Below are 8,957 nucleotides of genomic sequence, written 5' to 3'. Positions count from 1 at the left end.
AGCGACCTCCTTATGATGGCTAAAGGGCTATGACCCGTGACTACCCCATCTTACTGGAGGCGCTCGTTTTTATGCAAAACGCAAAATTAACGCTCTACAGGAATCCTAACGCCGTAACTTCTCTTCTTCCCTCTTCCAAGCTGGCCAAGGCGATGTTGACTCTCTTTAAATAGGCCGTGCCCTGTTCATTGAGGCGAATTTTCCTGCCTACCCGATCAAATAAAGCAACACCTAAATCATCCTCCAATCGTGATATGATCATACTGAGTGCCGGCTGGGCCATATTTAAATGATTAGCCGCTTTTGTCATATGTTCTGTGCGGGCAACGGTTTGAAAATATTTGAGATGCATCAAATCCACACTCATCCCTCCTTTCACTCATATAAAATTAATTATGATTATATAATAATTCATATATTTTTAATAATGAATATATTGATTTATACTGGGAATATTCTAATGCACTTTGGAGGTCGCCCATGGCACAGCAATTAGCTTTTCCCACTTCACGATCAACTGAAAATCCAGATAAGATGCTCCGCAAGGTTGCATGGGTTGTCGCGCTTGGCGTACTTCTCAATCCGCTTAATTCATCGATGATTGCCGTTGCTCTTTTGCAGATTGGCAATGCGTTTCAGGTCAATTTGGCGACGGTCACCTGGCTGCTTTCCAGTTTTTACTTAGCCGGAGCTGTCGGTCCCTCCCTTGCAGGCAAGCTATCCGATCTGTTTGGAGCCAAAAAAATTTTCATGAGTGGACTTATACTCGTTGTAATCAGCAGCCTGCTGGCAATATGGATATCAAATTTCGGCATGCTATTGGCGCTGAGAATGATGCAAGCACTTGGCAGTGCCGTTGCTTTCCCTGCTGGCATGTCCATGCTACGCTCGACCGCAGCAAAGCACAATGAGCAGGATCATCCAGACCGGATTTCCTCGGCGTTAGCCCTTGTCTCCATTATGGCTAACGTCATGGCTGCATTCGGCCCTACACTTGGAGGCATTCTTGTCGGTTCTGTCGGTTGGCCGTCTATTTTCTGGATCAACATTCCCATTGCATTGGCTACATTATTTATTGCTCGACTATGGCTGCCCAAAGACCAAGACCGGCAAGCAGCAAGCAGCGAAGATGCCTTCCCGGCCTCCACACCAAACATTTGGTCACGTATCGATATTCCGGGAATCACTCTCTTTATGATCATGCTTACTACTCTAATGTTGTTTCTGTTGTCCTTGTCAAAAGGAATGTCATGGTGGCTTCTTGGCTGCGCAATCATATCCATGCTTGCACTTGTGATATGGGAGAAGCGGGCAGCCAATCCGTTTCTTAACTTACAGATGCTCACTTCCAACCGCCGATTGCGGTCTGTGTATTTTCAGTATATTGGAGTGAATATTGTATTCTATTCCCTATTCTTCTGTATCCCGCTATGGCTCAGTCAAGTGAAAGGCTTTGATCCGAAAACCACCGGCTTGCTAATGCTGCCATTAGCTGGACTAGGTATAATCATGACTTCCGTGGCAGTCAAGTGCAACAAGCGTTTCGGCTACCGTACAACGATTATCGCTGGCAATGGTCTTCTTGTACTCAGTACGTTGCTTCTGCTGCTTTTGGGCGATAACAGCTCTATCCTTATAATTGTTCTGATTAATGCAATGCTTGGCATTCCTAATGGGTTCAACAATATGGGGCTGCAAACTGCTTTATACGTTGTAACTCCAGCGCAAGAGACCGGAGCTGCTTCCGGCTTATATGTCACATTTCGTTCAATCGGGAGCATCTTATCCACCAGCTTGCTGGGACTTACCTTCGCCGGTGCGATTACATCAAGCGGACTGCACACCATTGGGCTTATAACAGCTGGACTTTCTGTTGTCTTGTTGGTAACCAGCTTATCCCGCAAATTGATATAAACGAGCACTGAAAAAAGCTTGTCCGAATCATCAAAAATGCCCCGGAATCCTTATGGATTTCGGGGCATTTTTCAAGTAAGTACCGCAATTTTATCCCTTTTATTGATGCGTCTTCCACATGCATTCTGTCATTTCAAGCTCGCTAAAAACAGCCTCAAAAGAAGATTGCTCCGGACTGCAGGCATATACGCCAAATTGAATTTCTGCTCCGCCTTCGAACATATGAAAGATACGCATTTGTTTATAAGTGATTCCGTCATAGGAATTTTCAATACAATAATCACTTTCACGACGGCTTAATCGGTAGTACATCGTCTTTACATTTGCCGGGATGTCCGTTGTCGCCCAATCCGAAAACCCATGGTTGGTAACGACACTTCCTAACCGTTGATAGTCATCATTTTCAAATTCAATAGACGCTTTAAACCAGTTTTCGCTGTTCTGATAAAGGATAACGCCGCACTGGTCATAACGATGTTTACTGTTAAACTCCGTCTTCACAACAAATGAAAAGTAAGGCTCGACTGTTTTCAGCAATAAAGCGGGGGCGGAATCATTTTGAAAACCGTAATAGGTTCGCTGCCAAAAATCGGTTCCCGGCTCTGTTGTAATCGCAACCATATGAGGTTCCACGGCATATTCTTTCGGTTCATGAAGCCAAAATGTTTTATGGAGCTCAAACTTCATTTTATAGGTCTCCTTATTCAATAAATAATGTCATTTCGTTGCTCAGAGGCAGACTTCTTACCAGTTCATGATACAACAAAAGACTGATGATCACCAAGGTGAAATCAGCCTTTTGCCACTTCCTTATGTGCTATGCCTTCATTTTCTCCAAACAGCTTATAATAAAGAATTGCTCCTGCTTTAAATTGTCTTGCAGCTTATCACAGATGCTCAGCAACAGCTTGTCATCCTCTTTAAATCTGTATTTGATAACTAGATTTCGCAAGGACAAATAATTATTTTTCATAGCTTCGCTAGTGTCTAAAAGATGCTGGTCAAGCTTCATATGCCCATGATCCATCAAATAGGCCAGGCGCTTCTCCATTAAAATTTTATGCTCATACAACAGGTGAAACGCACGCAGATCAAACTTGGCAGATGCAGATGATGGGGAATCGATTTCCTGCAAATCGGGCACAAGCCGCTGCAGCGCTTGAAATCCGAAATCGAACTGCTGCTCCTCCACGATATCGAATGTTGGTTTGGAATATAGATAACTTTCCAGCCCAGCGGCAATTTGCTCCATGTTAATGCTGCATTCAACCGCTGTCTGACGCTTCAAAAAACGAATTTCTGTCCAAAAATCGTATTTGTCCGGCAGACACCAATAGCCCTTCTCCAATTCGGAAAAAGGGCATTCCGCTGTTATAAACCGCTCCTCAAAGTTGTCGGCGACAAACGCCATATCGTTGTCCGAATCATAACCGTAAATCAATAGATCATGAATAAGATGACCATTATGGTACGAATCTGCCAACGATATATGGTGCCTGTCCACAAAAATATATAAATAATAGCCTAAATCTATCGACTCTATGATGACCTCTTTTAACGATTTCCCCCATTTGGCAACGACCATGTCTTGGGGAAGCTGATAGAACGATACACCGGGACAGTTTTTGAGCAGCATATGATGATTGTCAAAGGCAAACATTTTCCAGCCCTTGGCATATCTGATTTGAATAAAATGATTGTAGATCCACGGCCATAAAGGTTCGCTCATAATGGAAAACAAGCATCCGTATGAGGTGTAAGTGCTAATTTCCGGCTCTTGAAGGTATAGCGCTTTTCTTGACATCACTTGCCTCCTCCCGCTTTGTAACGGCCAGCATAGGCTAGAGTCCTAGAATATGGCAGCCTGCATCGACATGGAGAACTTCACCTGTAACCCCTCTTGATAGGACGCTTAGCAAAAACATCGCCGCATCTCCTATTTCATTCTGGTCAATATTGCGCCGAAGCGGCGCCTGCTGCTCCATGGCCGTCAGCTTATCTTGAAAATCAGCAATCGCTGAAGCTGCCGATGTGAGCACCGGTCCAGCCGAGACGGCATTCACACGAATGCCATGCTTGCCTAAATCCTCAGCCAAGTAGCGAACGCTCGCTTCGAGCGCGGCCTTCGCAACGCCCATAACATTATAATTTTTCACGACACGACCAGATCCTATATAGGTTTGCGTCACAATGGCGCCCCCCTCTTTCATTAGGCCGCGAGCCTGCTTGGCCATTGCCACTAATGAAAAGCTGCTGGCGTTTTGCGCCAGCAGGTAGCCTTCTCTCGTCGTGTCGATATATTCTCCTTGAAGTTGATCCGCATAGGCGATAGAATGCACGAGACCATGAATCGTCCCGACCTGTTCTCCAATGGTGCTGAATGCCTCTTCAATGCTCGCATCATTCAGTATATCGCATGGAACAACAGCTGCCGCCTCTATTCCGTGCTCCTGAAGCAGCTTCGTCAGTTTACGCAAAGACTTATCCTTTCGGTAAGTAAACACAAGCCTTGCTCCTTCTCGATGAAGCGATTTAGCAACTCCCCACGCTAAACTTTTCTCATTAGCAACGCCTGATACGACAATGGTACGGTCTTTCATCAGCATCAGCTCTATCTCCTCCAAGCAAGGTTATATTCCTTTATGCAACTAGCTGTTAATGATTATTGGAGCATGGAAAGCAGGCTTTCCAGCTCCTCATAATCCAGTTCTTTAAAGATGGGCTCCGTCTGCTGGAAGGTGCATAGTGCCAGCGCATGATCCTCATCTGCAAAGGTTTGCATAAAATAAGCGGCAGACGCCCCTGCTTCAAGGCTTGCCGCCACTTCACCGTCCTCCTTGACTAAGAAAGAGAAGGAGTCAAGCGGGATCGACATTCCTTTGCCTACTGCCTTGATATAGCTTTCCTTCAACGTCCACAGCTGGTAAAAATACGTGAGCTGGCGGCTGCCAGCCAAACTCATCAGCATCTCATATTCAACCGGAGCAAAGAACCGCTCTGCAATCGACAAGTCTTGCGGCTTCATGCGCTCAACGTCAATTCCGACCGGGCAGTCGCCGAAGGCGCAGACTACCCAGTCCCCGGAATGTGACACATTAAACTCGCAGTCGATGGTAGCGTTATCTAGCAGCGGCTTGCCAAACTCATTTTTGTAGAAAGAAAGCTCATTATTCGATAACTGCCACCGCTTGCAAATCGCAAGACGGGCTAAAATCTCACCCGTCAGCGATCGATAAGCGTCAATCGGCCGGCGAAAGCGGCGGACAGCTTCCCGCTTGCTTTCTGAAACGTATTTCAGCATAACGGGGTAAAGCGCCTCAGCTTTCCTCTCATCCAGCCGCAGCATATAAACCTCAATCATGGATAAACTCCTATCGGGAAATTTTTTCTGCTAGACGTGAAGGAGCAAGATAGTCGTTTAATTCATAATACATGCCCGTCTCGTCAATAATTTGATGGAACCAGCGTGTCTGCTCTTCTACCGAAACCTTCTTCGTATCCAAAATGATTTTCAGCAAATCGAGCGCTGTTCTCATTTGTTCCAAAGCTGGCTTCTCCCCTGTCTCCTCAAGACGATCCTGGATCTCCTGAATTTTGCGGTACGACTTCACAACCTTCTCCTGGTACTCCTCATTATCCCAGTTTTGGTTAAGGGTAGCTACTGCGACAGCCAGGCTTCGCGTAATAATCGTCGGGATATGCTTTCTTAGACCCGGATAAGCGGCTAAAATTTGCTCGATTTTTTTGCGATCCTCCTTCGTGCCATAGCAGAGCGCTTCAATTCCATCCACGTTCGCCTTCACCATATTGGTCAATACATTTTTAGGTCCCATTTCAACCGTAAGTGTAACGCCTTTATGTTTAAAATATTGCATCGTACGTTCCCATTGTACCGGGCTAGTTAAATGCAGCGCAAGATTTTGCGCTACTTTCTCCGAATGTGCCATCGGCTCGGCATTGCGGTTCGTAATGACCGGATATTTGAAAAAACCGTACTCCAGCCCGGACAATTTGTCCAATAATTGGTCAGCCATCGGCTGCATGAAGCTGCAGTGGAACGGTGCACTCGCAAGCAGCGGCGTTGCCAGCCCGCCATGATTCGCGAGCCTATCCTCTAGTTCCATAACCGCATCGCTTTCCCCGGAAATCGCGGTTTGATTCGGCGTATTATAGCAGGACACCCAAACCTGACGGCCCTCCTGCTCCATCGCTTTGCACTCATCCACAACCAGCTTTCGCTCAACGCCATCAATAATGGACATGGCTCCAACATCGCTTGACGCAACCTCGTCGGTCATTTTTCCCCGTTCGTGCAGCAGCTTCACCGCATCGGAAAAACGAATCGCTCCCGCGCAAGTAAACGCCGCATATTCGCCAAGGCTGTGCCCGGCAAGAAATTGCGGAACAATACCAATCTCCTGCATATAAACGCGGAAGCTGGCTACGCTTGATACGAGAATGGCAGGCTGGGCATTTTTTGCTTTGGACAGCTCTGCAAGCGAGCCTTCAAAGCAAAGCTTAGCCAAATCATAGCCAAGCACATCGTTAGCTTCCTCGAACGTTTGCTTCACGATCGTATATTGGTCATAAAGACCTTTCGACATGCCGACAAAATGAGAGCCTTGACCCGGGAACAGAAACGCCATTTTTTCCATTATTACTTCCTCCAATATCATATTAGCCGTATTTTTTCCGTAAACAGGCACGCACGACCACTTAACCTGCTATCCTGCTTCAGCTATACCCTCTAGCCGATGTTCATCGTGAACCTGTTTTGTTTATTCATCCATTCATTCAACACGGCTGATTAAGGTGAGATAGTCTGGAGCGCTTTGCAGATGGGCAGCATCATGCTCGAAAATGAGCAGTCCGTCCCTCTCCTCCACTTCCTTAAATCCAGCAAATTTATACGTAAGCAGCATCATGCGATTACGGTCAGTAGGCACGAACTCAGCGCGCAATACCGCTCCCGCATCATGCGCCATCCTGGCGATGTATTGAAGCATGACGCTGCCTACGCCTCTGGACATGACACGGCATGACATTAACAGCAGCTTCAGCGTCCAAATATTATCCTTGCATTCAAGCAGCGTTAAGCCGATCTTGCCGTACGTGCCGTATTTATCCTCCAATTCGGAAATAAACAGCTTATGGTTCGGTGAATGGCGGAATGCATCCAATTCCTCATAGGAATACGTGTAGCCCGTTGCATTCAGCTGATGAGTTCTTACCGTCAGCTCCTCCGCCCGCTTCAAATCGTCTCCCTCAACCGAGGAAACCGTAAATACCATACTTAGCGAAGCGAGAAACTCCTCCTGTGAGCCATCGAAGCTGGCTTCAACTTCATTGCGTACGATATCGCTCATGTAAAGGCTTCTGCGGTTCCGGGAGTCCTCAGTAACAAAGGTTGGATTAAATTCCGGCCTTTCAAGCAGCCCTTCTGTCTCCGCAGCATCTATGCACAGGACGTCTGGATGGTTGAAGCTGACCTCCTCCCGCTCAAACGGCTGATCATCGATAAACGCAATCGTATCCATCCCGATATTAATCGATTCGACGATCGTCTTAATCGAAGAAGATTTGCGGTTCCAGCTGATTTGAGGGTAGATGAAATAATGATCAATCCCGAGCTCTCTCAATTTCTCCATCGCCACTTCATGCTCATTGCGGCTGGCAATGGACTGCAGGATGCCTCGCTCATCCAGCGTTTTGATGACGTTGACAATATCGCTTCGCAGCTCAACGGTTGTATCCTCCATTAAAATACCGTTCCAAATCGTATGATCCAAATCCCACACGACACATTTGATTTTACGCTTGGCCGTATCCTTCTTCTCCTCAACATTGTACGCCACAGGCATTCATCTCCTTATGAATTGGCTGTTTGAGCCATTGTCCGCCCTGCTCGGCGGCTGGTCACGAACTGCTGCTCTGCAATCAGCATTTCATGCATCTGCGACGTTCCCTCGATGATTTCATTAATTTTGGCATCGCGGAAATAGCGTTCAACCGGATAGCCGCTATGGCAGCCGTTAGCACCATGAATTTGCACCGTATCGCTGGTGATTTTGCCCAGCATAGTCGAAGCAAAATATTTGGCCGTCCACGTTTCCATAATGCTGTCGGGATCGCCGCTATCGCGTAAATATCCGACTTTATAACAAAGCATTCTAGCCGCCTTCACCTGTACGGCCATTTCTGCAATCATCTTCTGAATCAATTGATTGTCCCGGAGCGGCCGTCCAAATTGGACTCTAGTGCTTCCGTATTCTAGAGAAGCCTCCAGACAGGCCTGCGCCAAACCGACACAACCGCACGCTATAGTGTACCTGCCGTAATCGAGACAAGGCAGCGCGATATGAGTCAGTCCCATGCCGAGCTTGCCAAGCAAATTTTCTTGCGGAATTCGGCAGTCGGAAAGCACGACTTCGGCAATCATAGATCCCCTTGCACCGAGCAGGCCGGACATGGGCAATACCGATACTCCGATTCGCTCCCGCTCAACGAGGAATGCCGCTGGCTGGCCGCCCACTTTGGCGAAGATGAGAAACAGATCGGCAATTTGCGCGATCGTAATCCATTTTTTGCGGCCATTCAATACGTATTCGTCCCCGTCTAACTCGGCCGTTGTCTCAATACTCTTGGCATCGCTGCCGGCGTTTGGCTCCGTTAGGCCAAATGCTGCCAATGTGCTGCCGGTCGCAAGCTTCGGCAGCCAGTTGCTCTGCTGCTGCTCTGTTCCCCAGCGCAATATAGCAAGGGATACCATTCCGTGAACGGTCAACAAGCTTCTTGCGGACGAGCAGCCGCGACCCGCCTCTTCGTTAAGAATGCCTAGCGTGACGTTGTCCAGCTCCATACCGCCGTATTTTTTGGGCAGCATCGATCCCAGATAGCCAGCCTCTGCCATTTTCCTAAGCATATCTGGATGAATACGCTCCTCGCTGTCATTGAGATCAGCTAGCGGCGCCATCTCGCTATCAACAAACGCGCTGAACTCATTTTGCCAATTTTCCTGTTCTGGAGTCAGTTCAATTTTCATC

The 8,957-nt window shown here is 47.3% G+C and carries 8 protein-coding genes and 1 pseudogene; 1 reads left to right on the top strand and 8 read right to left on the bottom strand.

Annotated elements, in window-relative coordinates:
* Positions 1-97: 97 nt before the first annotated feature.
* Positions 98-361, bottom strand: a pseudogene (locus tag AC50X8_RS24430) (LysR family transcriptional regulator); the annotation flags it as partial.
* A gap of 119 nt (positions 362-480) precedes the next feature.
* Between AC50X8_RS24430 and AC50X8_RS24425 the strand changes: the two are divergent.
* Complete coding sequence (locus AC50X8_RS24425) at positions 481-1,914, top strand: MFS transporter (protein WP_494882012.1); 1,434 nt, start codon at positions 481-483, stop codon at positions 1,912-1,914.
* 99 nt (positions 1,915-2,013) lie between these two features.
* Here the strand turns inward: AC50X8_RS24425 and AC50X8_RS24420 are convergent, their stop codons facing one another.
* From AC50X8_RS24420 to AC50X8_RS24390, 7 genes are all read right to left on the bottom strand, one after another.
* A complete protein-coding gene (locus tag AC50X8_RS24420; RefSeq protein ID WP_494882010.1) occupies positions 2,014-2,601 on the bottom strand; it encodes a DUF1349 domain-containing protein in 588 nt (195 codons plus the stop codon).
* 130 nt (positions 2,602-2,731) lie between these two features.
* On the bottom strand, positions 2,732-3,643 hold the full coding sequence (locus AC50X8_RS24415; RefSeq protein WP_494882008.1) for a hypothetical protein: 912 nt from the start codon (positions 3,641-3,643) through the stop codon (positions 2,732-2,734).
* Positions 3,644-3,755: 112 nt separating this feature from the next.
* Positions 3,756-4,520 (bottom strand): enoyl-ACP reductase FabI, encoded by a 765-nt coding sequence (fabI, locus tag AC50X8_RS24410; protein WP_494882006.1) that lies wholly within the window; start codon positions 4,518-4,520, stop codon positions 3,756-3,758.
* A gap of 56 nt (positions 4,521-4,576) precedes the next feature.
* On the bottom strand, positions 4,577-5,275 hold the full coding sequence (locus tag AC50X8_RS24405; RefSeq protein WP_494882004.1) for a 4'-phosphopantetheinyl transferase family protein: 699 nt from the start codon (positions 5,273-5,275) through the stop codon (positions 4,577-4,579).
* A 10-nt stretch (positions 5,276-5,285) separates the two neighbouring features.
* Positions 5,286-6,569: an ACP S-malonyltransferase gene (gene fabD, locus AC50X8_RS24400; RefSeq protein ID WP_056040200.1), complete on the bottom strand. Its 1,284-nt coding sequence runs from the start codon at positions 6,567-6,569 to the stop codon at positions 5,286-5,288.
* 135 nt (positions 6,570-6,704) lie between these two features.
* The gene (locus AC50X8_RS24395) at positions 6,705-7,769 is read right to left on the bottom strand and encodes an HAD-IIIC family phosphatase (protein ID WP_494860517.1); all 1,065 of its coding nucleotides are present in this window, start codon (positions 7,767-7,769) and stop codon (positions 6,705-6,707) included.
* 14 nt (positions 7,770-7,783) lie between these two features.
* On the bottom strand, positions 7,784-8,956 hold the full coding sequence (locus tag AC50X8_RS24390; protein WP_056040196.1) for an acyl-CoA dehydrogenase family protein: 1,173 nt from the start codon (positions 8,954-8,956) through the stop codon (positions 7,784-7,786).
* Between the last annotated feature and the right edge of the window lies 1 nt (position 8,957).

Source organism: Paenibacillus sp. JT22N15 (assembly GCF_059383755.1).
Note: the sequence above shows the minus strand (reverse complement) of the source record. Positions and strands in the feature narration are given on the sequence as shown.

Coding starts and splice junctions, on each gene's coding strand:
- AC50X8_RS24425 (WP_494882012.1), top strand. CDS start 481: ATGGCACAGCAATTAGCTTTTCCCACTTCACGATCAACTGAAAATCCA.
- AC50X8_RS24405 (WP_494882004.1), bottom strand. CDS start 5,275: ATGATTGAGGTTTATATGCTGCGGCTGGATGAGAGGAAAGCTGAGGCG.
- AC50X8_RS24390 (WP_056040196.1), bottom strand. CDS start 8,956: ATGAAAATTGAACTGACTCCAGAACAGGAAAATTGGCAAAATGAGTTC.
- fabD (WP_056040200.1), bottom strand. CDS start 6,569: ATGGAAAAAATGGCGTTTCTGTTCCCGGGTCAAGGCTCTCATTTTGTC.
- AC50X8_RS24415 (WP_494882008.1), bottom strand. CDS start 3,643: ATGAGCGAACCTTTATGGCCGTGGATCTACAATCATTTTATTCAAATC.
- fabI (WP_494882006.1), bottom strand. CDS start 4,520: ATGCTGATGAAAGACCGTACCATTGTCGTATCAGGCGTTGCTAATGAG.
- AC50X8_RS24420 (WP_494882010.1), bottom strand. CDS start 2,601: ATGAAGTTTGAGCTCCATAAAACATTTTGGCTTCATGAACCGAAAGAA.